Genomic DNA, 23,916 nt, shown 5'->3' with positions numbered 1-23,916 from the left:
ATCAAGCCGGCAAATGAGACGCGACGTTCGTGTCACGAAAACGAAAGGAATGCGCCATGCCCCTGTCCGCCCGCCCGCACGTTCTGGTCCGGTCCGCCCCGCGGCGTCGCCGGGGCACGCTCTTCGGCCGCCTGATGGCGCTGGCCGCGCTCCGGCGGCAGCGGCGGACCCTCGCGCAGCTCGACGACCACCTGCTGCAGGATATCGGCGTGACCCGCGACGCGGCGCTGCGCGAATCGCAGCGGCCGATCTGGGATGCGCCGGCGCATTGGACGGACTGAGGCAACGCTGTCCGAAACGTGAACGCCCGGCGCCGGAAAATCTTGAAATCCCCCGCGACCTTGCCGATATTCAAAGGCGAAGGCGGCCGCGGGCCGTCGCAGAGTTTTCGAGGAGGCATGAATGGCTGATATCCGGACGGCGCGCAATACGGCGGGCGTTCGCACTGCACAGATCGACGAGGGCCTGCGCGCCCATATGAACAAGGTCTACGGCACCATGTCCGTGGGCCTGCTCGTCACCGCCGGCGTGGCCTGGGCCGTGGGCTCCAGCGACGCGCTGCTGTCGATCTTCCGCGATCCCGCGACATTGCAGCCGAATATCCTGGGCTGGATCGCCATGTTCCTGCCGCTGATCATGGTCTTCGCCTTCGGCGCCATGATCAACCGCCTGTCGGCGGCCGGCGCACAGCTGTTCTTCTACGTGTTCGCAGCGGCGATGGGCCTGTCGATCTCGTGGATCTTCGCGGCCTTCACCGGCATCTCGATCGCGCAGACCTTCCTGGTCACGTCGATCTCCTTCGCCGGCCTGTCGCTGTGGGGCTACACGACGAAGAAGGACATCTCGGGCTGGGGGTCGTTCCTGATCATGGGCGTGATCGGCCTGATCGTCGCCTCGATCGTGAACATCTTCCTGCAGTCGCCGGCGATCCACTTCGCGGTCTCGATCCTCGGCGTGCTGATCTTCGCGGGACTGACCGCCTATGACACGCAGAAGATCAAGAACGACTATATCCAGCACGCCCAGGCGATGGACAAGGAATGGCTGGGCAAGTCGGCGATCATGGGGGCGCTGAACCTCTATCTCGACTTCATCAACCTGTTCATGTTCCTGCTGCAGTTCCTCGGCAGCCGCGAGTGAGCTGCGGGACATTCCGAACCGGGGGCCGGCCATTGCGCCGGCCCTTTTCTTTTGCGCGACCGGCCGGCGGCGCGGTCAGAGCGGCCGCGTCATGTGGATGGCCGGAAAGTCGATGCCGGGGCGGAGCGAGACCGTGATCTCGCCATCCTCGGCGAACCCCATGGCGCGGTAGAAGGGGACGGCCGTGCGCGTCGCCTTGCAGTCCAGCAGGCGAAGCCCGGCCGCCGTGGCGTCGGCAATCACCCGTGTCAGGATCGCGCGGCCGACGCCGCGCCGCGTCTGCCGGTCGTCGGTGACCACATGGCGGATGTCGCCGATGCCGCCGCCGCGCCGCGGCGTCCAGCCCCCGGCGCCGACAAGCCAGCCCGTGCCGGTCTCGGCGACATAGAACGTGCCGCTGCGCAAAAGCTGCGGCTGCGCCTTGGAGATCAGCGGCAGCGCGGTGACAAGCACCGAGGGCGGGTAATCCGCCTTCAGAAGCCGCGGGTAGGCCCGGCCGAACAGCGCGTCCAGCGCCAACAGGTCGGACGGCTCGGCCACGCGGATCGTCAGTGTGTCGGGCATGTCACCGGATCCTGAAACGAAAAAGCCGCGCATCGGGGGCGCGGCCTTTCGAAACGTGAAAGGGGGCGAGACCTATTTGATCTTGCCTTCCTTGTATTCCACATGCTTGCGCGCCACCGGGTCGTATTTCCGGATCGACATCTTTTCGGTCATCGTGCGCGCGTTCTTCTTGGTCACATAGAAGTGGCCGGTCCCGGCGGTGGAGTTCAGCCGGATCTTGATGGTGGTGGGCTTCGCCATGTCGTCTTGCTCCGTCACGCGGGCGGCGCGGCGCCCGAGAAAAACCTTGAAGCCCGCCTTTTACTGCCTGCCGCGCGCGAGTCAACCGGTTCGTCGCGCCGTCCCCGGACTTCTTCTCGTGTCAAATACGCCCGCCGGAGGCGTCCCGGCCTCGACGCCGGCGTGGCGGGGGAAATATGCGCGGACGGCCTGTAAGCCGGATTCTGTCGTCGGTGGGCGGACCCGCCGGAGATGGCCATTCCTCTCGGATGCCGGTTGCCCGGCACCTCAAGCTGCCTACCCGGATCCCTGGGGCAAGGCGCCCTGTCCCCGCACGGGGGCGCGGGATCCCTATTCGGCATTGCTCCCGGTGGGGCTTGCCGTGCCGGCCCGGTTGCCCGGCCCGCGGTGGGCTCTTACCCCACCGTTTCACCCTGACCCGCTTGCGCGGGCGGTCTGTTTTCTGTGGCGCTTTCCCTCGGGTTCACGGCGGGTTGCCCCGCCGACCCCGGCCGGGGGTTACCCGGCACCGTCGCCTTGTGGAGTCCGGACTTTCCTCGGGATCGCTCCCGCGGCCATCCGGCCATCCGCGCGCTACGGCAGTTAGGCATTGGCGGCCGCGCGGTCAACCGGGAAGCGGCGGGCAAGGTCGGCGGCGGCGGCGCAATCCACCGGAGCCAGCGGCCCCTCGGCCCAGGGGCGGAAGCGCAGGCGGAAGGCGGCGAGCATCGTGTCATGGTCGAGTTCGGGCGCATAGCCGAAGCGGGTGGCGGCCGCGGCGAAGGCGCGCGGATCGGCGGCGCCTGAGAAGGGCGCGGCCGCGCCCGACAAAGGCGCCGCCGGCCAGACCGACAGCCCCTGCAATGCCAGGCGCCGCCAGTCGAAGCGCGGCCCGGGGTCGGTCTTGCGGGTCGGCGCCATGTCGGAATGGCCGATGACGCGCTCGGGCGGGATCCGCCAGCGCGCGCAGATGCCGGCCAGAAGCCGCTCCAGCGCCGCGACCTGCGGCTCCGCGAACGGGCAGTCGCCCGGATTGTCCAGCTCGATGCCGATCGAGCGCGAGTTCACGTCCGAGACCTCGCCCCACTGCCCCGCCCCCGCGTGCCAGGCGCGGGCGTCCTCGTCCACGAGGTGATAGGCGCGGCCGTCGCCGGCGATCAGGTAATGCGCCGAGACCTGGGCCTGCCGGTCGCACAGCCGCTCCAGCGCCGCGGCGCAGTCGCGCATCGCCGTGAAATGCAGCACCACCATGTCGGGCAGGGCCCCGCCGCGGCGGGGGCCGTGATTGGGCGAGGGATGCCGGATCACCCGCTGATCGAGCGGAACGGCGTCGGATCCCAGTCGCAGGCATAGCCGTCGCCGTCCGGGTCGAGCCCCAGCCGGTCGCGATCCGGGCCGCCGGCCTTCAGGAACGCCTGCTGCGCCAGGTCGGGAGAGGCGTATTGCGCACAGTTCCGCTCGAACTTCTTCTCGGCGAACAGGGTGTTGCGGCTGTAGATCTCGGTCCCCACGGCGTGGTTCGTCGACAGCGCGTATTCGACGATATTCGGGCCCTCGTTGCCGGTGCGGGTGGGCACCGGCTCCGGCTCGGCCATCTCGTAGTCCTGCGCCTGCTCGTGCAGGCGGGCGGCATCGCTCTCGATCGTCTCGCGCTCGGAGACGGCCGCGAAATCCTGCTCGTTCGAGATACCGGCCGTGGAGTCGGGCGGCGGCGCGGCGGCGGTTTCCGGCGCGGCAGTCGCCGGCGGCGTCGTCGCCGTGGGGGCGGGCGTGGTCGACGGCGGGGCCTCCTCGCGCGTCAGCTCGGCGTCCCGCGCGCGCCGGTATTCGTTGTAGTCGCCGAACCCGACCCCGCGCGACTCGGGGTTCGAATCGGGGATCTCCGGTGCGCAGGCGGCGAGCGCGACCGCGGCCAGCGTCAGTACCGTCTTGTTCATTCTGCGTGTCCTGCCCGGATCGTTTCTTGCCGCGCCTTCTACCACCATTTCGCCGGTTTGGAAACAAAGCCGGCGGCACGTTCCAGCGCATAGGCGCCATTCAGCAACGCGGCCTCTTCCCAGGGCCGGCCGATCAGCTGCAGCCCCAGCGGCAGCCCCTGCGTGTCGAGCCCGGCCGGCACCGAGATGCCGGGCAGCCCGGCGAGGTTGACGGTGACGGTGAACACGTCGTTGAGATACATCTGCACCGGATCGCTTTCCGACATCTCGCCCAGCCCGAAGGCTGCCGACGGGGTCGCCGGCGTCAGGATCGCGTCCACGCCGTCGGCGAAGACCTGTTCGAAGTCGCGCTTGATCAGCGTGCGGACCTTGCGGGCGCGGTTGTAATAGGCGTCGTAGAAGCCCGCCGACAGCACGTAGGTGCCGACCATGACGCGGCGCTGCACCTCGTGGCCGAAGCCCTCGGCGCGGGTCTTCTCGTACATCTCGACCACGCCGTCGCCCTGGGCGAGCTTGGCGCGGCGGCCGTAGCGCACGCCGTCGTAGCGGGCGAGGTTCGACGACGCCTCGGCCGGCGCGATCACGTAATAGGCCGGCAGCGCGTATTTCGTGTGGGGCAGCGAGATGTCGACCACCTCGGCACCGGCGTCGCGCAGCATCTCGGCGCCGTCGGCCCAGAGCTTCTCAATCTCGGCGGGCATCCCCTCCATGCGGTATTCCCGCGGCAGGCCGATCTTTCTGCCCTTAATGTCGCCGGTCAGCGCCGCCTCGAAATCGGGGACGGCCAGGTCGGCGGAGGTCGAGTCCTTCATGTCGTGGCCGCACATGGCCTGCAGCATGATGGCCGCGTCGCGCACGTCGCGGGTCATCGGCCCGGCCTGGTCGAGCGAGGAGGCGAAGGCGACGATGCCCCAGCGCGAGCAGCGGCCGTAGGTGGGCTTGATCCCGGTGATGCCGGTGAAGGCGGCCGGTTGCCGGATCGAGCCGCCGGTATCGGTGCCGGTGGCGCCCAGGCACAGGTCGGCCGCGACCGCGCTGGCCGAGCCGCCGGACGAGCCGCCGGGCGTCAGCCTGGTCGCGTCGCCCTCCCGCCGCCAGGGGTTCACGGCATCGCCGTAGACGCTGGTCTCGTTCGACGAGCCCATGGCGAACTCGTCCATGTTGAGCTTGCCCAGCATGACCGCGCCGGCGTCCTTGAGCTGTCGGCTGACGGTGGATTCGTATTCCGGCCGGAAGCCGTCCAGAATGCGGCTGGCGGCCTGGCTGGGCACGCCCTCGGTGCAGAACAGATCCTTGATGCCGATGGGGATGCCGCACATGGCCGGGGCTTCCTCACGCCCTTGCAGGCGTTCGTCAGCCGCCCTGGCCCGGTCCAGCGCGATCTCGGGCGTCTTGTGGACGAAGGCGTTCAGCGCGTCGGCCGCGTCGATGGCGGACAGGCACGCCTCGGTCAGCTCGACCGAGGTGACGTCGCCGGCGCGCAGTCGGTCGCGGGCCTCGGCGATGGTGAGTTTCGTCAGGTCGTTCGTCACTCTGGGTTCCTCACTCGACCACCTTCGGCACGGCGAAAAAGCCCTCGCGGGCATCCGGCGCGTTAGACAGCACCTTGTCGGGCATCTGCCCGTCGGTCACCACGTCCTCGCGGCGCTTCAGGCGCATCGGCGTGACCGAGACCATCGGCTCGACGCCCTCGATATCCACCTCGTTCAGCTGCTCGATAAAGCCGAGGATCGTGTTGAACTCCTCTGCCAGCGCCGGCAGCGCGTCGTCTTCCACCTTGATGCGGGCGAGCTTGGCCACGTGGGCCGCTTGTGCCTTGTCGATCGACATGGGCCTCTCCGGTCGGTCCGTTCCGGCCCCGCGTTTAGCGCCGCTGCCGGGGGGCTGCAAGCGGGGTGGGGGCGATCCCGGTCTATGTCGCCCTCGTGTGCTGACCGGCGCGGTGGCGGGCGTAGGTCTCGATCATCCAGCCCAGCATCAGCGCGTTCAGCAGGTGCCACAGGAAATGCGTGCCAATCGGAACCGTGTCGCAGAGCGGGGCGTCGAGGCTGCGGGCGGTGATCGACACCGCGAGAAGCGCAGCGCCGAGCGCCAGCCGCCGCGCCGTCGCCGGCGCGCGGCGCCACAGGCCCGCGGCATAGGCGGCGATCAACAGCGCCACGGGCCAGTAGACCGCCGAGACCTCGAAGAAGGGCAGCCGGCCCGCGACCCAGCCCGCCGCGGCGAGCGCCGGCAGGATCAGCGCCGTAAGGCTCAGCGCGGGCAGCGGGCGCAGGTCCAGGAAGTGCCGGTTCGCGGCGTAGAGGTAGATCAGGATGAACACGGCGATGGACCCGCTGTCGGCCGCGCCGGTCCAGGCCACGGCCCACATGTGCCAGGCCCCTGAGGCTAGCCCGACGAGCGCCAGCACCACGACCATGACCCAGGCCAGCGGCAGGGGCCGGCCGCGCAGGCGCCAGGCCATGACCAGCGCCGCCAGCAGGAAGGCCGCGTTGGTCAGCGCGTTCAGCGGCTCGGACCACAGCGCGGCGTCGGTGCGCTCGCAATAGGCGTCGATCTGTTGCATCCAGTTCACGTGACAGGCCCGCCGTCGCTGCTATCCTTGCCGGGAAACCATACAGATAGGAGCTGTCTCATGAAGATCACCTGGCTCGGCCATTCCGGATTCCGCATCGAGATCGGCAACCAGATCCTGCTGGTGGACCCGTGGTTCTCGGGCAACCCGGTCTTTCCGGAGGACAAGAAGGAAGAGGCGACCGTGGGGGCCACGCATATCCTGCTCAGCCACGGGCACGGCGACCATTCCGCCGACGCGGTGCCGCTGGCCTCGGAGATGGGCATCCCCGTCGTGGGCATCTTCGACCTGATGTCGTTCTGGGAGAAGCGGCACGACATCCAGACTGTGGGCTTCAACAAGGGCGGCACCGTGGAGCTGGGCGACGTGAAGGTGACGATGGTCAACGCCAGCCATTCCTCCTCGGTCGAGGGGCCGGACGGGCCGATCTATGCCGGCCACGAGTCGGGCTTCGTGATCGAGGGCGAGGGGCATTCGATCTATTTCTCGGGCGACACCGACGTGATGGCGGACATGGAGGTGATCCACGACCTGCACAAACCGGATATCGGCATCCTCTGCGCCGGCGGGCACTTCACGATGGACATGCGGCGGGCGGCTTATGCGGCGAAGAAGTATTTCGACTTCAAGACCGTGATCCCCTGCCACTACCGGACCTTCCCGCTTCTGGAGCAGTCGGCCGAGGCGCTGGCGGCGGCGCTGCCGGGTGTCGACGTGAAGCAGATGGAGGTGATGGAGTCGGTGACGTTCTGAGCGGCGGGTCTTCGGGGCCGCTCCCCTCCCTGGCCCGCCCCCTGGCCAGGGGGAGGGCCAGGGAGGGGCTGGCGCCGGGCGCGGTCAGGCTTGAAAGGGGCCGCGCGCACCTATAGAAGCCTGCGCCAGCACCCGTGACTTCGGAGAAAGAACCATGGCCGGCCATTCCAAATGGGCGAATATTCAGCACCGCAAGGGCCGTCAGGACGCCGCGCGGTCGAAGCTGTTTTCCAAGCTGTCGAAGGAGATCACCGTCGCCGCCAAGATGGGCGACCCCGACCCCGACAAGAACCCGCGGTTGCGGCTGGCCGTGAAGCAGGCCAAGGCGCAGTCGATGCCGAACGACAACATCGACCGGGCGATCAAGAAGGCCACGTCCGGCGAGGGCGAGGGCTATGAGGAGGTCCGCTACGAGGGCTACGGCCCGGGCGGCGTGGCGCTGATCGTGGAGGCGATGACCGACAACCGGAACCGGACGGCCTCGACGGTGCGGTCGACCTTCGGCAAGCACGGCGGAAACATGGGCGAGACCGGGTCGGTCGGGTTCATGTTCGAGCGCAAGGGCATGGTGAGCTACCCGGCCGAGGCGGGCGACGCCGACACGGTGATGATGGCGGCGATCGAGGCCGGCGCGGAGGACGTGGAGAGCTCGGAGGACGGGCATATCATCTACTGCGCCGATACCGACCTGAACGACGTGGCGACGGCGCTGGAGGCGGAGCTGGGCGAGTCCGAGGAGACCAAGCTGATCTGGAAGCCGACGACCACGACCGAGCTGGACCTGGAGGGCGCGCAGAAGCTGATGCGGCTGATAGATGCGCTGGAGGATGACGACGACATCCAGCGGGTGACGTCGAATTTCGAGGTCTCCGACGATGTGATGGAGCAGCTGGGCGCGGCCTGATTTCGGGGTGTCCGAGGTTGGACGGGGGGGGGGGGTCAACTCTCTGAAATCGTTACAGATAGCGGTAACACGTCCATGGACGTCCATGCGGCACGACGCAAACCCAGGCTGAGGGCGGCGAAGGGTGATCTGATGGCGGATTCCTGTCTGCAAACAGGGTCCGTCGGATGTCTCAGGCCGCACTCACTGGCCTCCGGCAACAGCTATCGCCGCATGTGGCGCTCGGCGGGAGCCGGCTAGAGACGCTGTGCCTGCTCGTCGTCGGGATGATCGGCGCGTGGACCGTCAATCCCAGCCCCGTTGCGACGGAGCGGGCGGGGGCGGCGCAGATCGCCTCGGCGTGAGCGGGCCGGGAGGTCGGTTGACGTGATCTTTAGTTTGATCGTCGATGATCTTGCGGCCAACCGCAGAGGCCATCTTTCATGACCGTCACCTGTACCGAGGCTATCGGACGGCCGTCGTCGAATATCTCCGCAGGGGGAACACCGATCCGCCTGTCGCTGAAACAGGCAGGGATCACGGATCAGTATGTCTGGCGCACCCGGAATGGGCGATGACATCGAGCGCGCGATCTCTTGCGGGGTCGCTTGCCCGATACACTCTGCTGGGTCTGACCGTGTTGTTCCTCCTCTGGGCGTTGATTGCTGGTACTCGGTGGGCGATGAGCTTCTAAGACTCCGTGACCTTGCCGAGCGGGATGCAGTTGGGCCGACAGTTCGACTGGACCCGCTACGCCCGCTGGGATCTGTTCGCGACGACCGGCCGGACCCCGCTGTCGCGCGATGTCGCGTTCGTCTGCTTCAACGACCGCTATGTGTTCGTTCACTCGAAAGACCGTGAATTAACGGGGCTCTATGATGCCGAGACCGACAGCCGAGTTCGGATGGACTACGCGCACGCCATGGCGATCAGCGGGCTGAGCGACGGAAATGGATGCAACGGCTACTACACCGACTGGATCGGGCCCGGTCTCTTGTATGAAGCCAAGGCCGCGCCGTTTCTGCCCCGTTGCGCCTCGCGCAACCTCGACAACGAAGCCCTCGGAAACCGCAGCTGGTTTGATCGTCCATGCGATCCCGGCCCGTCGCCGCGCGACGGGGATCGACGCGATGCCGGGAGTCCCGTTCCTTCCCAATGACTTGCGTCTGTTCCGTGCGACACGTCACTGACGGTGTGAGCCGGAGAATCGTCTAAAAATCTGATTTCACGAAGATATTCTGGCTCCGTCGCGTGGTCTCCGCACGACACGACACAAGCGCGCGGGCCGGCCCGGGCCGCCCACCCGGCTGCGTCGCTGCCGTCGCGGCTGTCGTTGACGGGTGGTCTTCGGCGCTTCTAGCATTCAACTATCGGTTGAAGCCGATGGGATGATTCGCGCTATTCGTGAAAGGAGTTCGCCCGATGTCCACCCGATTGCCGCTCTTTGAGCTGAGTCTCGCCGCCTGCCTGACCGCGCTGCCGCTTTCCGCCGCCGCGCAGGACTGGTGGACCCTGTCCGACGCCGATTTCGCAGCGGAATACGAGGCGATGGCCTTTGCCGACGACATCCCCGGCCAATCCGAAGTCGCCTGGATGCTCTTTGCCCGCGTCAACCAGCCGGTGCCCTACGCGGACAAGACCGCCTCGACCTGGGAACTCTGGCCGTCGAACGACGACACGTTCGACCCGAATGCGCCGGCGTTCCGGACGGAGGACAAGGTGCGGGCGATCCCGGACCTGGACGTGACCAAGGCCGAGCAGGCGGCGGACCCGTTCGACACCTTCCCGGAGAAGGCCGGCGAGGAGCGCACGCGCAACATGCTGTCCTACGACTATATCCGCGACAACGGGCTGATCACCAAGGACGGGATCGCGGCCTATCTGTCGGCGGGCAACAGCGTGGACGTGCCCATCGGGTCGGTCGAGATCAAGGCGGACTGGGGCGCGGGCGCGACCGACGGCGCGTATCAGTGGACCGACGGGTCCTCGGGCCAGACCTTCAGCCTGCTGGGCCTGCACATCATGGCCAAGATGGCGCCGACGCCGGAGGACCCGTTCACCTCGGAGGAGCCGAGCTGGTTCTGGACCACCTTCGAGTTCCAGGGCAACGAGGGGCTGGACAACGCGATCGGCTTCGTCACCTACCCGGATGCGCTGAGCGCGGCGGAGATCGACGCGCTGCTGCAACAGGCCGGTCTGGGCGGCTCGGTCTGGGGCAATTACCGCTCGGTCGGCACGCAGATCCGGTTCTCGGATGCCGATAACCCGCATATCGTGCTGGGCAACACCAAGATGGAGGATTTCGCGGGCCTGCCGCTGCAACCGGGCAAGCTGTCGCCGCTGCCGGCGTCGGACTGGACCGGGTGGAACTCGTCCTGCCACAGCTGCCATGCCACGGCCGCGTTCCAGCCCGAGGACAAGGAGTTCTTCGGCTTCCAGGCGCAGATCGGCACGGGCAAGCTGGTGCCGCATATGCTGGACGGCTACGCCTCGATGGATTTCATCTGGTCGATCCCGTTCAACGCGAAGTAGCGCCTCTTGCCCCGGCCGAGCGCGCCGGCCTAGGGTGGACGTCCCGGCAGTGGCCGGGGCGTTCTTTTTCAGGGAAAGGCTTTTCGATGAGGATGACGGTCCTTCCGGTGATGGCCGGGCTGGTGGCGGCGGCCGGCGCCGCGTGGGCGCAGTGCGACCTGCCCGCACCGAGCTGGGAGGCGGGCAACTGGGAGGTCTTCCAGACCCCGGACTACGACTACTATGCGTCGAGCCCCGAATATCCCGGGCTGCGCGTGCGGCTGGACCTGGACGCGCCGGTGACGCCGCGGGTGCTGGATTTCGCGACTCCGCCCCGCTACGGCGGGCGCGTGGGGGTGCTGCAGTATTTCTCGGGCGATCCGGGGACCTCCTACCTCGTGACCATCGTGCGCAACGCCGTCGTCGACCTGCGGACGGGCGAGACGCTGGGCATGCCGGTCTATTCGGAGGATTGCGAGCCGGCGGACTGGCAGTGGTACGACGATCGCGTCGTCGTGGAGATGAGCTATGGCACCGACGTGATCGAACTGTCCTGAGCGCGCGGTGGTCGCGGCCTTTCTCGACGGCTTCGCGCTCGGCTTTTCGCTGATCCTGGCGATCGGGGCGCAGAACGCCTTTGTCCTGCGGCAGGGGCTGCGCGGGGCGCATGTCTTCGCGGTCTGCCTGGCCTGCGCGCTGTCGGATGCGGTGCTGATCACCCTCGGCGTGGCCGCCTTCGCGGCGGTCGAGGCGGCGCTGCCGGGGATCGCGCCGGCGATGCGCTGGGGCGGGGCGGCGTTCCTCTTGGCCTACGGGGCGTTGTCGTTCCGCCGCGCGGCGGGGCCGGCCGAGGCGCTGGAGCCGGCGCGCGCGGGCGCGGCGTCGCTGGCGGCGGCGCTGGCGACCTGCCTGGCGCTGACCTGGCTGAACCCGCATGTCTACCTGGACACCGTGGTGCTGCTGGGCTCGGTCTCGACCCAGTATGCCGAGGCGCGGCCGGTCTTCGGGCTTGGGGCCGTGACGGCGTCCTTCGTGTTCTTCTTCGCGCTGGGCTACGGCGCGCGGCTGTTGCGGCCGCTCTTCGCCCGGCCGGCCGCCTGGCGGGTGCTGGAGGCCGTGGTCGGCGCGACGATGTGGGCCATCGCGGCAAAGCTCGTGGTCTTCCCCTGATCCCAATGCGGTTCCTTGTGGTCCCTTGTGGTCCGGCCGCGTTTCCGAAATACATGCCCGCAGCATGGATTCGCCCCTGACCCCCACCGCCCGGCCGCTGGCCGGCGTCCTCTGGATGCTGCTGACCGGCGCGCAGTTCATCGCCGTCACGGCGCTGGTGAAATACGTGGGCGCGGCGCTGCCGGCGCCGGAGACGGCATTCCTGCGCTATGCGATGGGGCTGGTCTTTCTGATCCCGATTTTCCCGGCGATGATGCGGGCCGGGCTGGACCGCAAGGCGCTGGGCCTGTTCGGGCTGCGGGGCACGCTGCACGCCTTCGGGGTGATGCTGTGGTTCTACGCGATGACGCAGATCCCGATCGCCGAGGTCACCTCGCTGGGCTACATCAACCCGGTCTTCGTGACCATCGGCGCGGTGGTCTTCCTGGGCGAGCGGCTGGCGGCGCGGCGGATCGCGGCGGTGGTCGTGGCGCTGATCGGGGCGCTGATCATCCTGCGGCCGGGGGTGCGCGAGCTGTCGCCGGGGCATGTCGCGATGCTGGCGAACGCGGTGGTCTTCTCGGGCTCCTACCTGATCGCGAAGATCATGGCGGACCGGGTGGCGCCGGGGGTGGTGGTGGCCTGGCTGTCGCTGGTGGTGACCATCGTGCTGGCGCCCTTCGCCATCGCCGTCTGGGTCTGGCCCACCTGGTCACAGCTGGGCTGGCTGTTCCTGGTGGCGGCCTTCGCGACGGGCGGGCATTTTACGATGACGCTGGCCTTCCGCGCCGCGCCGCTGGCGGTGACCCAGCCGGTGACCTTCCTGCAGCTGGTGTGGTCGGTGCTGCTCGGCGCGCTGGTGTTTTCCGAGCCGGTGGACGGCTGGGTCTTGCTGGGCGGCACGCTGGTGGTGGGGGCGGTGAGCTTCATCACCTGGCGCGAGGCCGTTCTGAAGCGGCGGGCGGTGACGCCGCCCTCGGTGGCGACGAAGGTCTGAGACGCCGGCAAGCGGGGCCTCGGCTGCGCCTCGGCACTGTTTTCCTCTCCTCCTCGGCTTCGCCTGCGGGGGAGTCCGCTTGTGTCGGCGCGTCGCTTTTGTTGGACGTCGTGCCTGTGGGCGGACCGGTTCGGGCCGCGGCGTGACGGGGCCCACTGGCGGGGCGCGGCGGCGCAGCCTATCTTGGGCCCGGGCGAGGCAGGGAGCAGCCATTGGGACTGGGTGACATCGCAGACGGGCTGAGCCGCAGCGTGGAGAATGTCGGCGGCGCGGTCAGCGGGGCGTTCTTCGAGCCGGTGATCCGGCTGGGCGTGACCGGGCTGAGCCGGGCGGGCAAGACCGTGTTCATCACGTCGCTCGTCGCGAACCTGTTGGACCGGGGGCGGATGCCGCAGCTGGCCGCCGCCGCCGAGGGGCGCATCCTGACCGCGTACCTTCAGCCGCAGCCGGACGACACGGTGCCGCGCTTCGATTACGAGACGCATCTGGCGGCGCTGACCTCGGACGCGCCGCACTGGCCGGAATCGACGCGGGCGGTGAGCCAGCTGCGGCTGTCCTTGCGGGTGCGGCCGGCGGGGCTGCTGGCCGGGCTGCAGGGGCCCCGGACGGTGCATCTGGATATCGTGGATTACCCGGGCGAGTGGCTTCTGGATCTGGAGCTTCTGGACCTGTCCTATGCCGAATGGGTCGCGAAGGTCTTCGCGCGGCTGGAGGGGCGCGCGGAGGCGGACGGCTACCGCGCGGCGCTGGAGGCGGTGGACGGGGCGGCCAGGTTCGACGAGGGCACCGCACGGGGGCTGTCGCGGGAGTTCGCGGCCTATCTGCGGGACGCGCGGGAGGCGGGGTATTCGGACTGCACGCCGGGTCGCTTCCTGCTGCCCGGCGAGATGGAGGGCAGCCCGGTGCTGACCTTCGCGCCGATCCCCGAGCCGGAGCGGACCGGGCGCGGCAGCCTGTGGCGCGAGATGGAGCGGCGCTACGAGGCGTACAAGGCCCGCGTGGTCAAGCCGTTCTTCCGCGACCATTTCAGCCGGATCGACCGGCAGATCGTGCTGGTCGATGCGCTGGGGGCGATCCATTCCGGGCCGCCGGCGATGGAGGATCTGCGGCGGGCGATGGCGGATATCCTGGGCGCCTTCCGGCCGGGGCGGAATGCCTTCCTGTCTCGGCTGTTCCTCGGGCGGCGGGTGGAGAAGATCCTGTTCGCGGCGACCAAGGCCGACCACCTGCACCACCGCCAGCACGGGCGGCTGACGGCGATCATGGAGGCGATGCTGCGCGAGGCGCGGAACCGGGCGGATTTCGCGGGCGCGCGCACCGAGGCGATGGCGGTCGCGGCGCTGCGGGCGACGGTGGAGGAGACGCTGAGCCATGGCGGGCGCGAGCTGGACTGCGTGCGGGGCACGCTGCTGGACGGCGGCCGGCAGGCGGCGTTCTACCCGGGCGAGCTGCCGGAGGATCCGCAGCGCCTTTTGGGCCCGGCGCGGCAGGGGGCCGAGGCATGGCTCGACGACGATTATCAGGTGATGCGCTTCGCGCCGGCCAGGCTGCGGCTGAAGCCGGGCGAGGGGCCGCCGCATATCCGGCTCGACAAGGCGGCGCAGTTCCTGATCGGGGACCGGCTGTGAGGCTGCGGCCGGCACGACGCCGCGACGTGCCGCGGCTGGCGGGCATCCTGGGCGGCTGGGTGCAGGAGACGGTGTGGATGCCGAAACTGCACGACGCCGAGGAGGACCGGGCGCATGTGGCGATGCTGATCGACCGGTTCGAGGTGACGGCGGCGCGGGACTGGCGCGGCGCGCAGGGCTTTCTGGCGCGCGACGGGGGCTGGGTGCATTCGCTCTATGTCGCGCCGCGGGCGCGGGGGCAGGGCGTCGGCGCGCGGCTGCTGGAGGCGGCCAAGGCGCGGACGGGACGGCTGGAGCTTTGGTGCTTTCAGGCGAACCTGGACGCGCGGCGGTTTTATGCGCGGCACGGCTTTGCCGAGGTAGAATTCACCGACGGCGCCGAGAACGACGAGAAGCTGCCGGACGTGCGGCTGGTGTGGGAGCGGCCGGAGGGCGGAAGATGAACGACAAGCGCGGACCGGTGCTGATCGAGATGGACGAGCCCTCGGGCGTCTCTCCGGCGGAGGCGCCGCCGGTGGTGGACGCGCCCGAACTGCCCGACGCGGCGGCGATGCAGAAGGTGGCGGCGCTGGCGGCGCGGCGGCCCTCGCCGCTGGCGCGCTGGTTCTGGCGGCTGCTGCTGGCGCTGGTGGGCTTCGTGGTGTCGGTGGCGGCCTGGGACTTCGTGATGGGGCTTCTGGACCGCAATCCGGTGCTGGGGCTGATCGCGGTGGTGCTGGTGGTGCTGTTCGTGCTGGTGCTGCTGGCCATCGCGGTGAAGGAATGGGCCGCCTATGCGCGGCTGGGGCGGCTGGACGCGCTGCACCGCGCCTCCGACGCGGCGATCGTCGAGGCGGATCTGGCCAAGGCGCGGGACGTGACGGCGCGGCTGTCGGACCTTTATGCGCAGCGGCCGGAACTGGAGTGGGGCCGCACGCGGCTGGCCGAGCGCAAGGGCGACGTGTTCGATGCCGACGGGCTGTTGGCGCTGGCGGAGATGGAGCTGCTGCAGCCGCTGGATGACATGGCCCGGCAGGAGGTCGAGGCGGCGGCGCGGCAGGTGGCGACGGTGACGGCCATCGTGCCGCTGGCGCTGGCGGACGTGATCACGGCGCTGACGGCGAACCTGCGGATGATCCGGCGGGTGGCGGAAGTCTATGGCGGCCGCGCGGGGACGCTGGGCAGCTGGCGGCTGACGCGGTCGGTGATGACGCATCTGGTGGCGACCGGCGCCGTCGCGGTGGGCGACGACCTGATCGGCTCGGTGACCGGGGGGCACGTGCTGTCGAAGATCTCGCGGCGGTTCGGCGAGGGGATCGTGAACGGCGCGCTGACGGCGCGGGTCGGCGTGGCGGCGATGGAGGTCTGCCGGCCGATGCCGTTCCGCGCGGCGCGGAAACCGTCGGTCGCGCGGCTGGTGCAGCGGGCGCTGACGGGGCTGTTTTCGGGGTTGTCGGGGTAGGCCGGACCAGCGGGCGTTCATCGGTCCCGTTCCGGACCCTCTTCACGCCGGTGGTCTTGATTCCGCGCGCGGCGCGTAGTTCGAATGCGTGACACCTTCTGAAAGGATGCGCGGATGGCGAAGCGGCGGACCTTCGGGATCATCGGGCTGGGCAATTTCGGCCGCGCCGTGGCGGGCGAGCTGGCGCGGTTCGGCGATGACGTGATCGGCGTCGACGTCGACGGCAAGGCGGTCGACGCGATGGTGGAGACGCTGACCCGCGCGCTGATCGGCGACGGGCGCGACGCGGAGGCGCTGCGCGAGGCGGGGATCGGCGAATGCGACGTGGTGATCGTCGCGGTGGGCGAGCCGATGGAGGCCAGCGTGCTGGCGCTGATGAACGCCAAGCTCCTGGGCGTGCCGCGCATCCTGGCCAAGGCGGACAGCAAGATGCACCACCGCATCCTGTCCAAGCTGGGCGCCGACCGCGTGGTGCATCCCGAGGAGGAGATGGGCCTGCACATCGCGCAGGTCATGCACAACCCGCTGGTCCGGGACTACGTGAGCGTCGGCAATGGCTATCACGTGGTGAATTTCTTCGTCCCCGAGGCGCTGCAGGGCAAGCGGCTGGCGGAGCTGGAGTTGCTGGAGGGCCACGAGCTGCGCTGCGTCGGGGTCATGCGCGGGTCGAAGTTCGTCGGCGATCGGCACATGGACTGCGAGCTGGCGGAGGACGACCGCCTGCTGCTTCTGGGCACGCGGGAGAACCTGCAGGCGTTCGGGGCGACGCTTTGAGCCGAACGCGGCGGGCGTGGCGGATGCGGCTGTCGCGACCGGTGCGGCTGCCGCCGCCGGCGGTGCTGGGGCTGGCCTATCTGGGGTTCATCCTGGCGGGCGCGGGGCTGCTGAAGCTGCCCATGGCTGCCACGGGGCCGGTGACGGCGATGGAGGCGCTGTTCACCTCCACCAGCGCGGTGACCGTCACGGGGTTGGTGCTGTTGCAGACCGGGCAGGACTTCACGCTGTTCGGGCAGATCGTGATCGCGGTGCTGATCCAGCTTGGCGGGCTCGGGCTGGTGGCCTTCGCAGCGCTGGTGATGGAGGCGCTGGGCATCGCCATCGGGCCGGGCGGCAACGCGGTGCTGCGCGAGGACCTGAACCAGACCTCGATGGTCGGGCTGGCGCGGATGGTGAAGATGGTCTTCGGCGTGGCGCTGGCGGCGGAGGCGGCGGGCGCGGTGCTGCTGACGGTGGTCTTCGTGCCGGACCTCGGCTGGGGGCCGGGGCTGTGGGCGGCCGTGTTCCACTCGGTCTCGGCATTCAACAACGCGGGCTTCGCGCTGTGGCCCGACTCGCTGAGCCGCTGGGCCGGGCATCCAGTGATCGCGCTGGGCGTCCCGGCGATGTTCCTGCTGGGCGGGCTGGGCTTCGTCGTGCTGGACGACATCGCGCGGAGGCGGGCGTTCCGCAAGCTGTCGCTGCATTCCAAGCTGATGCTGGCAGGCACGCTGATCCTGTCCGCCTGGGGCATCGTCACCTTCGCGGCGCTGGAATGGAGCAACCCGGGCACGCTGGGGCCGCTGTCGGGCTGGGGCAAGGTGGCGGCCTCGGTCTTCCAGGGGCTGACGCCGCGCACGGCCGGGTTCAACACGGTGGAAATCGGGGCCACGCACGATTCCACGACGCTGATGCTGATCCTGCTGATGATGATCGGGGGCGGCTCCGCCTCCACCGCCGGCGGGGTGAAGGTGACGACGGCCATCGTGCTGGTGCTGGCCACCATCGCCTATTTCCGCCGGCGCTCTTCGCTTCACGCCTTCGGCCGGTCGCTGGGGATGGAGGAGGTGATGAAGGTCATGGCGCTGACCACCGTGTCGGTGGCGCTGGTGATGCTGGGGATCTTCCTGTGTTCGCTGTCGCATGACGGCGCTTTCCTGGACCTGGCGTTCGAGGTCGCCTCGGCCTTCGGCACCGTCGGCCTGTCGCGCGGGGCGACGGGCGAGCTGGACACGCTGGGGCGCTGCGTGATCATGGCGATGATGTTCTTCGGGCGGATCGGGCCGCTGTCGCTGGGCTTCTTCCTGGCGACCAAGACGCGGCCGCGGGTCGCCTATCCGGCCGGGCAGGTCTATCTGGGGTGAGCCTGGCCCCATCCCGCTTGTCCCCGCCTTTTCGCTTCCCTATAAGCCGCCCCATGACGGACCGGCTGGCGATCATCCTGCGAATTACCGGCCCGGCGCTCTGATCCATGAGACGCCGGGACAAGGCGTATGCGCCCGCGCGCCGACCCTCACCCGAATTCACGGACCGACCCGAGGACACAGATCATGTGTGCCGACACGCCTGACTACAAAGACACGCTGAACCTGCCCGAAACCGACTTTCCGATGCGCGCCGGCCTGCCCAAGCGCGAGCCCGGCTGGCTGGAGCGGTGGGAAAAGATCGGCGTCTACGACCGCCTGCGCGCGGGCGCGGGCAACCGCCCGCCCTTCATCCTGCACGATGGCCCGCCCTATGCGAACGGCCACCTGCATATCGGCCACGCGCTGAACAAGATCCTGAAAGACATGGTGGTCCGGTCGCAGCAGATGATGGGCCGCGACAGCCGCTACGTGCCCGGCTGGGACTGCCACGGCCTGCCGATCGAGTGGAAGATCGAGCAGAGCTACCGCGAGAAGGGGCTCGACAAGGACAAGGTCGACGTCGTCGAGTTCCGCCGGGAATGCCGCGAGTTCGCCGAGGGCTGGATCGACGTCCAGCGCGACGAGTTCAAGCGGCTGGGCGTGACCGGCAAGTGGGACGCGCCGTACCTGACGATGGACTTCCACGCCGAGCGGGTGATCGCCGAGGAGTTCCAGACCTTCCTGATGAACGGCACGCTCTACCAGGGGTCCAAGCCGGTGATGTGGTCGCCGGTGGAAAAGACCGCGCTGGCCGAGGCCGAGGTGGAATACCACGACCACCAGAGCCACACGATCTGGGTGAAGTTCCGCGCCGTGAAGGGCGGCGACGCCGATTTCGACCTGGGCGACGAGGGCGGCGACTATGACGGGCCGAACCAGGCGCTGCTGGCCTCGCAGTTGCAGGGCGCCTATGTCGTGATCTGGACGACCACGCCCTGGACCATCCCGCAGAACCGCGCGATCTGCTTCGGGCCGGAGATCTCCTATGGCCTCTACGAGGTGACCGGCCGGCCCGAGGAATGCTGGGCGCGGATCGGCGAGCGCTACATCATGGCGGATTCGCTGGCCGAGCAGACGATGAGCCAGGCGCGGCTGGACGACAGCATGTACCGCCGGCTGCGCGATGTCTCGGCCGAGGAACTGTCGCGGCTGACCTGCGCGCATCCGCTGCAGGGCGCCGAAGGCGCGGAGGGCGAGTGGGACTACGACGTGCCGCTGCTGCCGGGCGATCACGTGACCGAGGAGGCGGGCACCGGCTTTGTCCACACCGCGCCCAGCCACGGGGCGGACGACTACGAGATCGGGCGCAAGTACGGCCTGCCGATGACCTACAACGTGTTGGAGGATTCGAGCTTCCGCGCCGACCTGCCGTTCTTCGGCGGGGCGCTGATCTTCGATCACAAGGGCAAGGAGAAGGACGCCAACAAGCGGGTGATCGACAAGCTCGTGGAGGTCGGCGCGCTGCTGGCGCGCGGGCGGCTGAAGCATTCCTATCCGCATTCCTGGCGGTCGAAGGCGCCGGTGATCTTCCGCAACACGCCGCAATGGTTCGCCGCCATCGACCGCGAGGTCGGCGACGGGCAGGACACCTATGGCAAGACGATCCGGCAGCGGGCGCTGACCTCGATCGACGAGCTGGTGACATGGACGCCGCGGACCGGGCGCAATCGCATTCATTCGATGATCGAGGCGCGGCCGGACTGGGTGCTGTCGCGCCAGCGGGCCTGGGGCGTGCCGCTGACCTGCTTCGTGAAGACGGGCGCAAAACCGGACGATCCGGACTTTCTGCTGCGCGATTTTACGGTCAACCAGCGGATCCTTGATGCTTTCGAACAAGAGGGCGCCGACGCCTGGTACAAGCCGGGCGCCAAGGAGCGGTTCCTGGACGGCGTCGTGAACCCCGACGAGTACGAGCAGGTTTTCGACATTCTCGATGTCTGGTTCGACAGCGGCTCGACCCATGCCTTCGTGCTGCGCGACCGCGCGGACGGGGCGGAGGACGGCATCGCCGACCTCTACCTCGAAGGCACCGACCAGCACCGGGGCTGGTTCCACTCGTCCATGCTGCAGGCCTGCGGCACCAAGGGCCGGGCGCCCTATCGCGGCGTGCTGACCCACGGGTTCACGCTGGACGAGAAGGGCAACAAGATGTCCAAGTCGCTGGGCAACACCATCGTCCCCGAGGAGGTGGTGAAGCAGTACGGCGCCGACATCCTGCGGCTCTGGGTGGCGCAGACGGACTATACCGGCGACCAGCGGATCGGGCCGGAAATCCTGAAGGGCGTGGCGGACAGCTACCGCCGCCTGCGCAACACGATGCGCTTCCTGCTGGGCAACCTCGCCGGGTTCTCCGAGGGCGAGCGCGTCGCCGCCCAGGACATGCCGGAGCTGGAGCGCTGGGTGCTGCACCGGATGGCGGAGCTGGATGCGCGGGTGCGCGCGGGATATGACGCCTACGACTTCCAGGGCGTGTTCCGGGCGCTGTTCGACTTCGCGACCGGCGACCTGTCGTCCTTCTATTTCGACATCCGCAAGGACGCGTTCTACTGCGACGCCGACGATTCCCTGCGGCGGCGGGCGGCGCGGACGGTGCTGGACCTGCTGTTCCACCGGCTGACCACCTGGCTGGCGCCGATCCTGGTCTTCACCATGGAAGAGGTATGGCTGGAGCGGTTCCCCGGCGACGAGTCCTCGGTGCATCTGGTGGATATCCCCGAGACGCCGGCGGAGTGGCTGGACGACGCGCTGGCGGCGAAATGGGCCGGTATCCGGCGGGTGCGCCGGGTGGTGACGGCGGCGCTGGAAATCCAGCGGCGCGACAAGGTGATCGGCGCCTCGCTGGAGGCGGCGCCGGTGGTCCATATCCGCGACGCCGAGGTGCTGAAGGCCGCGAGATCGGTGCATTTCGAGGATATCTGCATCACCTCGGCCATCTGGCTGACCGGCGATCCGATGCCGTCCGAGGCGTTCCGCCTGCCCGAGGTGGAAGGCGTCGGCGTCGTCTTCGAGACGGCCGAGGGCGAGAAGTGCCAGCGCTGCTGGAAGATCCTGCCGGAGGTGGGCAGCCAGTCGCATCCCGGCGTCTGCAGCCGCTGCGACGACGCGCTGGGCTGAGCCGCGGGCCGGGCACGTCTTCAGAAAACGGGCGGGGCGGGCACAGTTGCCCGCCCCTTTTTCGCCGTACGGTTGGCCGAAGCGCACGGCCGTTATCCTGTGCCGTGCCGCATTGCCCGAAACACCGCATCGAACGCACGTCGATCCACCTCCGCGGAGGGCGGCCGACCGCATTGCCGCGGGGACGCGGACAATTTGTCCCGCATTCGCGGCGCCGAAAAGCTGCACGACGCCCCGGAATGTGCTATCCTTCCTTGTCGATGCAAATGCAATGGCCCCAGGAGCCGCCGATGGATATTCAGCGCCATATCGCGCACGCCCCGCGCACCCAGGATCTGGGCCGCGGAGTCGCCGCCCTGACTCAGCCCTGCGTCGGCTGTACCGATTGCCGCGGCCTCTGCCAGACGCTGATCGAGCTGATGACGCTGCCCGAGGTGATCGTGGACCGCCGGGCCGTCTGAGCGGGCCTTCCACCCGCGCAAAACCATCGACGCCAAAGAAAAAGGGCCGCCCGCTGCGGGACGGCCCTTTTCTCGTCGACGACCCGGCTCAGCCGATGATCTTGTTCAGCGTCTCAGACGGCCGCATCACGGCCGAGGTCTTCGCGTCGTCCGGGTGATAGTAGCCGCCCAGGTCAACCGCCTTGCCCTGCGCCGCCGCAAGCTCGGACACGATCGTGTCGGCGTTCGCCTCCAGCTGCTCGGCATAGGGCTTGAACCGGCCGGCGAGGTCGGGGTCGTCGGTCTGTCCGGCCAGCGCCTTCGCCCAGTAAAGCGCGAACCAGAAGTGGCTGTCGCGGTTGTCCGGCTCGCCCACCTTGCGGCTGGGCGAGCGGTCGTTGTCCAGGATGCCCTGCGTCGCCGCGTCGGCGGCCTTGCCCAGGATGCGCGCGGTGCGGTTGTCCTTGGTCTCGCCCAGGAACGCCAAGCTCTCGGCCAGCGCGCAGAACTCGCCCAGCGAGTCCCAGCGCAGGTGGTTTTCCTCCACCAGCTGCTGCACGTGCTTGGGCGCCGAGCCGCCGGCGCCAGTCTCGAACAGCCCGCCGCCATTCATCAGCTTGACGATCGACAGCATCTTGGCCGAGGTCCCCAGCTCCAGGATCGGGAACAGGTCGGTCAGGTAGTCGCGCAGCACGTTGCCGGTGATCGCGATGGAGTTCTCGCCCTTGCGGATCGTCTCCAGCGACGCCCGCGTCGCCTCGCGCGGGGCCATGATCTTGAACTTGTCGGCCACGCCTTCCCGCTCCAGGATCGGCTTCACGTACTCGATCAGCCGCGCGTCGTGCGCGCGGTTCGCGTCCAGCCAGAAGATCGCCTCGCAGCCCATCGCCTTCTGCCGCTCGATCGCCAGCTTCACCCAGTCCTCGATCGGCGCCTTGCGGGCCGAGGACGACCGCCAGATGTCGCGCTCTTCCACGTGATGCTCGTGCAGGACATCGCCGTTGGCCGCGATCATCCGCACCGTGCCCGCCGCGGGGATCTCGAAGGTGGTGGGGTGGCTGCCGTATTCCTCGGCCTTCTGCGCCATCAGACCGACGTTCTGCACCGTGCCGCAGGTGGCCGGGTCCAGTGCGCCGGTTTCCTTGAAGTACTTGATCGTCTCGTCATAGACCGGCGCGTAAGAGCTGTCGGGGATCACGCAGTTCACGTCGTGCTGCTTGTTGTCCGGGCCCCAGCCCTTGCCGCCGGCGCGGATGACCGCAGGCATCGAGGCGTCGATGATCACGTCCGAGGGGACGTGCAGGTTGGTGATCCCCTTGTCGGAATTCACCATGTACATCGGCGGCCGCTCGGCCATGCACGCTTCGACCGCCTTTTCGATCTCCGCCCGCTCGGGCATCTCGGCGACGCGGGCCATCATGTCGCCGATGCCGGCATTGGGGCTGACGCCCGCGGCCTTCAGCTTGTCGCCGTACTTTTCGAAGACGGGCTTGAGGAACTCCTTCACCGCGTGGCCGAAGATGATCGGGTCGGAGACCTTCATCATCGTCGCCTTCATGTGCAGCGAAAACAGGATGCCCGCCTGCTTGGTCAGCGCGATCTGCTCGGCCAGGAAGCCGTCGAGCGCGGTGGCCGACATGAAGGTCGCGTCCACCACGGTGCCGGCGGGCAGGTCGACGCCCTCCTTCAGCACGGTCTGGGTGCCGTCGGCGGCGGTGTGGACGATCCTGGCCTTGCCGGCCTGCGCCTCGTCCAGCGTCACGGACTTCTCGTTGGAGTAGAAGTCGTTGGCCGACATCGAGGAGACGTGCGTCTTGCTGTCCGCGCTCCATTCGCCCATCGAATGCGGGTTCGCCTGGGCGTAGTTCTTCACCGCCTGCGCGGCGCGGCGGTCGGAGTTGCCCTCGCGCAGCACCGGGTTCACGGCCGAGCCCTTGATCGCGTCATAGCGCGCGCGGATCTGCTTTTCCTCGTCGGTGGACGGCTCGTAGGGGTAGTCGGGCAGGGCGTATCCCTGGCCCTGCAGTTCCTTGATCGCGGCGGTCAGCTGCGGCTCCGAGGCCGAGATGTTCGGCAGCTTGATGACGTTCGCCTCGGGCGTCTTCACCCATTCGCCCAGCCAGGCGAGGTCGTCGGACTGCTTCTGATCCTCGGTCAGGTGGTCGGGGAAGGCCGCCAGGATGCGCCCGGCCAGCGAGATGTCGCGGGTCTGAACGTCGACTTCGGCGGCCTCGGCAAAGAACCGGATGATCGGCAGGAAGGAGGCGCTGGCCAGCTCCGGCGCTTCGTCTACCGTGGTATACACAATGTCGGGTTGCTTTGCGTCGGCCATCTTGTCGGTGCCCCTCTCTGTCCGGTTGAATCCTCGGGCGGGCGCGGAAACGGCCCGGCGTGCCCGCAGCG

24 protein-coding genes and 1 other RNA gene are annotated in these 23,916 nt (G+C 68.8%); 16 read left to right on the top strand and 9 right to left on the bottom strand.

Annotated elements, in window-relative coordinates:
* Positions 1 to 56: 56 nt before the first annotated feature.
* Together P1J78_RS03915 and P1J78_RS03910 are read left to right on the top strand one after the other, a co-directional pair.
* Positions 57 to 281: a DUF1127 domain-containing protein gene (locus P1J78_RS03915; RefSeq protein WP_275566014.1), complete on the top strand. Its 225-nt coding sequence runs from the start codon at positions 57 to 59 to the stop codon at positions 279 to 281.
* 121 nt (positions 282 to 402) lie between these two features.
* A complete protein-coding gene (locus P1J78_RS03910; RefSeq protein ID WP_275566013.1) occupies positions 403 to 1,140 on the top strand; it encodes a Bax inhibitor-1/YccA family protein in 738 nt (245 codons plus the stop codon).
* 75 nt (positions 1,141 to 1,215) lie between these two features.
* On the opposite strand, the gene P1J78_RS03905 is transcribed toward P1J78_RS03910, so the two are convergent.
* The 8 genes from P1J78_RS03905 to P1J78_RS03870 all read right to left on the bottom strand — a co-directional run bounded on the left by P1J78_RS03905 (position 1,216) and on the right by P1J78_RS03870 (position 6,426).
* Positions 1,216 to 1,704 carry a GNAT family N-acetyltransferase gene (locus P1J78_RS03905; protein WP_275566012.1) on the bottom strand — a complete coding sequence of 163 codons (489 nt, stop codon included), beginning with the start codon at positions 1,702 to 1,704 and terminating at the stop codon, positions 1,216 to 1,218.
* A gap of 72 nt (positions 1,705 to 1,776) precedes the next feature.
* Positions 1,777 to 1,944, bottom strand: coding sequence for a 50S ribosomal protein L33 (gene rpmG, locus P1J78_RS03900; protein WP_057816833.1), 168 nt, complete (start codon positions 1,942 to 1,944; stop codon positions 1,777 to 1,779).
* 176 nt (positions 1,945 to 2,120) lie between these two features.
* Positions 2,121 to 2,514, bottom strand: an RNA gene (gene rnpB / locus P1J78_RS03895) — RNase P RNA component class A.
* Between the two features lie 12 nt (positions 2,515 to 2,526).
* Positions 2,527 to 3,174: an N-acetylmuramoyl-L-alanine amidase gene (locus tag P1J78_RS03890; protein ID WP_275566038.1), complete on the bottom strand. Its 648-nt coding sequence runs from the start codon at positions 3,172 to 3,174 to the stop codon at positions 2,527 to 2,529.
* Between the two features lie 53 nt (positions 3,175 to 3,227).
* Positions 3,228 to 3,860: a hypothetical protein gene (locus P1J78_RS03885; RefSeq protein WP_275566011.1), complete on the bottom strand. Its 633-nt coding sequence runs from the start codon at positions 3,858 to 3,860 to the stop codon at positions 3,228 to 3,230.
* A gap of 38 nt (positions 3,861 to 3,898) precedes the next feature.
* On the bottom strand, positions 3,899 to 5,446 hold the full coding sequence (gene gatA / locus P1J78_RS03880; protein ID WP_275566010.1) for an Asp-tRNA(Asn)/Glu-tRNA(Gln) amidotransferase subunit GatA: 1,548 nt from the start codon (positions 5,444 to 5,446) through the stop codon (positions 3,899 to 3,901).
* A complete protein-coding gene (gene gatC, locus P1J78_RS03875) occupies positions 5,403 to 5,690 on the bottom strand; it encodes an Asp-tRNA(Asn)/Glu-tRNA(Gln) amidotransferase subunit GatC (protein ID WP_275566009.1) in 288 nt (95 codons plus the stop codon). The genes gatA and gatC overlap by 44 nt, the downstream gene beginning before the upstream one ends.
* Before the next feature lie 82 nt (positions 5,691 to 5,772).
* Complete coding sequence (locus P1J78_RS03870; protein ID WP_309568090.1) at positions 5,773 to 6,426, bottom strand: hypothetical protein; 654 nt, start codon at positions 6,424 to 6,426, stop codon at positions 5,773 to 5,775.
* 69 nt (positions 6,427 to 6,495) lie between these two features.
* Between P1J78_RS03870 and P1J78_RS03865 the strand changes: the two genes are divergently transcribed.
* The 14 genes from P1J78_RS03865 (at position 6,496) to P1J78_RS03800 (ending at position 21,534) form a co-directional block, all read left to right on the top strand.
* A complete protein-coding gene (locus P1J78_RS03865; protein WP_275566007.1) occupies positions 6,496 to 7,188 on the top strand; it encodes a metal-dependent hydrolase in 693 nt (230 codons plus the stop codon).
* 154 nt (positions 7,189 to 7,342) lie between these two features.
* Complete coding sequence (locus P1J78_RS03860) at positions 7,343 to 8,092, top strand: YebC/PmpR family DNA-binding transcriptional regulator (RefSeq protein ID WP_275566006.1); 750 nt, start codon at positions 7,343 to 7,345, stop codon at positions 8,090 to 8,092.
* Positions 8,093 to 8,771: 679 nt separating this feature from the next.
* Complete coding sequence (locus tag P1J78_RS03855; protein WP_275566005.1) at positions 8,772 to 9,230, top strand: hypothetical protein; 459 nt, start codon at positions 8,772 to 8,774, stop codon at positions 9,228 to 9,230.
* 263 nt (positions 9,231 to 9,493) lie between these two features.
* Positions 9,494 to 10,603: a hypothetical protein gene (locus P1J78_RS03850; RefSeq protein WP_275566004.1), complete on the top strand. Its 1,110-nt coding sequence runs from the start codon at positions 9,494 to 9,496 to the stop codon at positions 10,601 to 10,603.
* A 92-nt stretch (positions 10,604 to 10,695) separates the two neighbouring features.
* Complete coding sequence (locus tag P1J78_RS03845) at positions 10,696 to 11,139, top strand: hypothetical protein (protein WP_275566003.1); 444 nt, start codon at positions 10,696 to 10,698, stop codon at positions 11,137 to 11,139.
* A 7-nt stretch (positions 11,140 to 11,146) separates the two neighbouring features.
* The gene (locus P1J78_RS03840) at positions 11,147 to 11,752 is read left to right on the top strand and encodes a LysE/ArgO family amino acid transporter (protein WP_275566002.1); all 606 of its coding nucleotides are present in this window, start codon (positions 11,147 to 11,149) and stop codon (positions 11,750 to 11,752) included.
* 64 nt (positions 11,753 to 11,816) lie between these two features.
* Entirely contained in the window at positions 11,817 to 12,728 is a 912-nt protein-coding gene (locus P1J78_RS03835; RefSeq protein WP_275566001.1) for a DMT family transporter, read from the top strand.
* A 212-nt stretch (positions 12,729 to 12,940) separates the two neighbouring features.
* Positions 12,941 to 14,356 (top strand): YcjX family GTP-binding protein, encoded by a 1,416-nt coding sequence (locus P1J78_RS03830; protein ID WP_275566000.1) that lies wholly within the window; start codon positions 12,941 to 12,943, stop codon positions 14,354 to 14,356.
* Positions 14,353 to 14,799, top strand: coding sequence for a GNAT family N-acetyltransferase (locus P1J78_RS03825; RefSeq protein WP_275565999.1), 447 nt, complete (start codon positions 14,353 to 14,355; stop codon positions 14,797 to 14,799). Before P1J78_RS03830 ends, P1J78_RS03825 begins: the two co-directional genes overlap by 4 nt.
* Positions 14,796 to 15,797, top strand: a complete 1,002-nt coding sequence (locus tag P1J78_RS03820; protein WP_275565998.1) for a YcjF family protein — start codon at positions 14,796 to 14,798, stop codon at positions 15,795 to 15,797. The genes P1J78_RS03825 and P1J78_RS03820 overlap by 4 nt, the downstream gene beginning before the upstream one ends.
* 114 nt (positions 15,798 to 15,911) lie before the next feature.
* Positions 15,912 to 16,571 (top strand): potassium channel family protein, encoded by a 660-nt coding sequence (locus P1J78_RS03815; RefSeq protein ID WP_275565997.1) that lies wholly within the window; start codon positions 15,912 to 15,914, stop codon positions 16,569 to 16,571.
* A 23-nt stretch (positions 16,572 to 16,594) separates the two neighbouring features.
* Positions 16,595 to 17,917, top strand: coding sequence for a TrkH family potassium uptake protein (locus P1J78_RS03810; protein ID WP_275565996.1), 1,323 nt, complete (start codon positions 16,595 to 16,597; stop codon positions 17,915 to 17,917).
* A gap of 186 nt (positions 17,918 to 18,103) precedes the next feature.
* Entirely contained in the window at positions 18,104 to 21,073 is a 2,970-nt protein-coding gene (ileS, locus tag P1J78_RS03805; RefSeq protein ID WP_275565995.1) for an isoleucine--tRNA ligase, read from the top strand.
* Positions 21,074 to 21,363: 290 nt separating this feature from the next.
* The gene (locus P1J78_RS03800) at positions 21,364 to 21,534 is read left to right on the top strand and encodes a hypothetical protein (protein ID WP_275565994.1); all 171 of its coding nucleotides are present in this window, start codon (positions 21,364 to 21,366) and stop codon (positions 21,532 to 21,534) included.
* Between the two features lie 88 nt (positions 21,535 to 21,622).
* Here the strand turns inward: P1J78_RS03800 and P1J78_RS03795 are convergent, their stop codons facing one another.
* Positions 21,623 to 23,845 (bottom strand): NADP-dependent isocitrate dehydrogenase, encoded by a 2,223-nt coding sequence (locus P1J78_RS03795; protein ID WP_275565993.1) that lies wholly within the window; start codon positions 23,843 to 23,845, stop codon positions 21,623 to 21,625.
* Positions 23,846 to 23,916: the final 71 nt, after the last annotated feature.

The organism is Psychromarinibacter sediminicola (assembly GCF_029168335.1).
Classification (GTDB): domain Bacteria; phylum Pseudomonadota; class Alphaproteobacteria; order Rhodobacterales; family Rhodobacteraceae; genus Psychromarinibacter; species Psychromarinibacter sediminicola.
Note: the sequence above shows the minus strand (reverse complement) of the source record. Positions and strands in the feature narration are given on the sequence as shown.

What these genes read in the sequence shown, in the direction of transcription:
- P1J78_RS03915 (WP_275566014.1), top strand. Translation starts at nt 57, where the DNA reads ATGCCCCTGTCCGCCCGCCCGCACGTTCTGGTCCGGTCCGCCCCGCGG.
- P1J78_RS03910 (WP_275566013.1), top strand. Translation starts at nt 403, where the DNA reads ATGGCTGATATCCGGACGGCGCGCAATACGGCGGGCGTTCGCACTGCA.
- P1J78_RS03905 (WP_275566012.1), bottom strand. Translation starts at nt 1,704, where the DNA reads ATGCCCGACACACTGACGATCCGCGTGGCCGAGCCGTCCGACCTGTTG.
- rpmG (WP_057816833.1), bottom strand. Translation starts at nt 1,944, where the DNA reads ATGGCGAAGCCCACCACCATCAAGATCCGGCTGAACTCCACCGCCGGG.
- P1J78_RS03890 (WP_275566038.1), bottom strand. Translation starts at nt 3,174, where the DNA reads ATGGTGGTGCTGCATTTCACGGCGATGCGCGACTGCGCCGCGGCGCTG.
- P1J78_RS03885 (WP_275566011.1), bottom strand. Translation starts at nt 3,860, where the DNA reads ATGAACAAGACGGTACTGACGCTGGCCGCGGTCGCGCTCGCCGCCTGC.
- gatA (WP_275566010.1), bottom strand. Translation starts at nt 5,446, where the DNA reads ATGCCCGCGAGGGCTTTTTCGCCGTGCCGAAGGTGGTCGAGTGAGGAA.
- gatC (WP_275566009.1), bottom strand. Translation starts at nt 5,690, where the DNA reads ATGTCGATCGACAAGGCACAAGCGGCCCACGTGGCCAAGCTCGCCCGC.
- P1J78_RS03870 (WP_309568090.1), bottom strand. Translation starts at nt 6,426, where the DNA reads ATGCAACAGATCGACGCCTATTGCGAGCGCACCGACGCCGCGCTGTGG.
- P1J78_RS03865 (WP_275566007.1), top strand. Translation starts at nt 6,496, where the DNA reads ATGAAGATCACCTGGCTCGGCCATTCCGGATTCCGCATCGAGATCGGC.
- P1J78_RS03860 (WP_275566006.1), top strand. Translation starts at nt 7,343, where the DNA reads ATGGCCGGCCATTCCAAATGGGCGAATATTCAGCACCGCAAGGGCCGT.
- P1J78_RS03850 (WP_275566004.1), top strand. Translation starts at nt 9,494, where the DNA reads ATGTCCACCCGATTGCCGCTCTTTGAGCTGAGTCTCGCCGCCTGCCTG.
- P1J78_RS03845 (WP_275566003.1), top strand. Translation starts at nt 10,696, where the DNA reads ATGACGGTCCTTCCGGTGATGGCCGGGCTGGTGGCGGCGGCCGGCGCC.
- P1J78_RS03835 (WP_275566001.1), top strand. Translation starts at nt 11,817, where the DNA reads ATGGATTCGCCCCTGACCCCCACCGCCCGGCCGCTGGCCGGCGTCCTC.
- P1J78_RS03820 (WP_275565998.1), top strand. Translation starts at nt 14,796, where the DNA reads ATGAACGACAAGCGCGGACCGGTGCTGATCGAGATGGACGAGCCCTCG.
- P1J78_RS03815 (WP_275565997.1), top strand. Translation starts at nt 15,912, where the DNA reads ATGGCGAAGCGGCGGACCTTCGGGATCATCGGGCTGGGCAATTTCGGC.
- P1J78_RS03810 (WP_275565996.1), top strand. Translation starts at nt 16,595, where the DNA reads ATGCGGCTGTCGCGACCGGTGCGGCTGCCGCCGCCGGCGGTGCTGGGG.
- ileS (WP_275565995.1), top strand. Translation starts at nt 18,104, where the DNA reads ATGTGTGCCGACACGCCTGACTACAAAGACACGCTGAACCTGCCCGAA.
- P1J78_RS03800 (WP_275565994.1), top strand. Translation starts at nt 21,364, where the DNA reads ATGGATATTCAGCGCCATATCGCGCACGCCCCGCGCACCCAGGATCTG.
- P1J78_RS03795 (WP_275565993.1), bottom strand. Translation starts at nt 23,845, where the DNA reads ATGGCCGACGCAAAGCAACCCGACATTGTGTATACCACGGTAGACGAA.